Here is a 1,605-nt window from a genome sequence, read left to right as displayed (position 1 = left end):
CCCGGGAAAGATCGAGGCCGAACGGAAGTTGGGGAATTCCCTAAACCCGGTTCCACTTCATGAGGCCGCTCGCGCCCCGGGGGTTACGGTCAACGCCTCGAGGGTTGCGGTCAACGCGTCGGAAGTTACGGTCAACGCGTCGACGTGACAGCGCGTTTGGGCCCAACGAAAGAGCGTGTGAGTATGACGGCTTCCGCCACCGAGAGCGGCGCCAAGCGATCGTTCACCGTGTGTGCCGGAGAGGCGAGCGGTGACCGCATACGGCTGAGCGTCTACGACATGCTCATCGGCACGGTCTATACGCCCCGCGCCTTTTTCTACCGGGAGACGCTCGACGGCGAGGCGCTGCGCGCCTCCCTCGGCCGGACGCTGCGTAACTTCCCCGTCCTTTCGGGCCGTATGAAGAAGGACCCCGACGGCGGTCTCAGCGTGCTCTGCGACGACTCGGGTGTGCGCTTCGTCGAGGCACAGGCATCCGTGCCCATGCCGGACTACGGACCCCGCCGCACGGCGAAAAAGGGACTGGATCGCTATCTCAGTCACGCCATGCCGTTCTGGGTGGTCGACCGCGATACACCGCTTTTCACGGTGAAGCTCACCCATATGAAAGGCGGCGGCTCCATCCTGGGCCTCACGATGAACCACGCCGTGGGTGACGGGTCCAGCTATATGAGTTTCCTGGAGGCCTGGTCGCACGAGCACCGGGGCCTCGGATACGCCAAGCCCAACCATGACCGCGGGGTCATCGACGCGCTCGGCGCCTCGGCCTCCGGTGACACCCTTACAGGCGGCCTTACGGGCGGCGCCCATCTCACGGTCACCGGGCGCGGCCAGAAGACCGCCTTCGTGGGCCGCGCCCTGCGCGGCAGCCTCGGCAGTGTGACGACGGTGACCACCCGCTTCACCACCGCCGAGCTGACCGCCATGAAGGACGCCGCGATGGCCGACCTCGCGGGCACGGATCGATGGGTGTCGACCAATGACGCGCTCACCGCCCATCTGTGGAAAGTGCTCGGCGCATTGCGGGACCGTCCCGATACGAGCGAGGAAAGACTCGGCCTCATCGCCGACTTCCGTTCGTTCGTCGGCGCGGCCGTACCGGATGACTACTGGGGCAACGCCGTCACCAACACCCGGCCCGGAATGACCGCCGCCGAACTGCGCTCCCGCCCGCTCGGCGAGATCGCCGCGGCGATCCGCGCGGGCTATGCCGAGAACACGGAGGAGCGAATCCGCGAGGAAGCGGCGTTCCTGTGCGCCGAACGCGACGCGGGACGCCTCAAGCGGGTCATGACCACCATGGGCCTGGACGCGTTCGACAACACCATCGCGATCAACAACTGGTCGAAGCTGCCCTTCTATCGCATCGACTTCGGGCAGGGCGCCCCCTTCTGGTACGACTTCTCCCCCATCCCCATTCCCTGGACCGTGCATATCGCGCCGACCCCGGCCGACCAGGGCGGCGGCCGCGATGTGCACATCGCGCTGCCCCGCACCCAGGTCCAGGCCCTTCAGGAGCCGTCCTGGGTCGGGCGGTTCCACCGTTACGCGGATTCCGGCCAGGCATTTCCGCTGACGTTCGTCGCGGCCGGCTAAGCCTCGTTC

General features: G+C 67.0%; 1 protein-coding gene. It reads left to right on the top strand.

The features are described from left to right. Positions 1-183: 183 nt before the first annotated feature. On the top strand, positions 184-1,596 hold the full coding sequence (locus GWI24_RS44180) for an acyltransferase (RefSeq protein ID WP_210951633.1): 1,413 nt from the start codon (positions 184-186) through the stop codon (positions 1,594-1,596). Positions 1,597-1,605 lie beyond the last annotated feature (9 nt).

It is taken from the genome of Streptomyces sp. MK37H (assembly GCF_018035285.1).
Taxonomy (GTDB): Bacteria; Actinomycetota; Actinomycetes; order Streptomycetales; family Streptomycetaceae; genus Streptomyces; species Streptomyces endocoffeicus.
This window is presented reverse-complemented; position numbering and strand designations above follow the sequence as displayed.

Excerpts from the sequence above, each read along its gene's own strand:
- GWI24_RS44180 (WP_210951633.1), top strand. The coding sequence starts at position 184 with ATGACGGCTTCCGCCACCGAGAGCGGCGCCAAGCGATCGTTCACCGTG.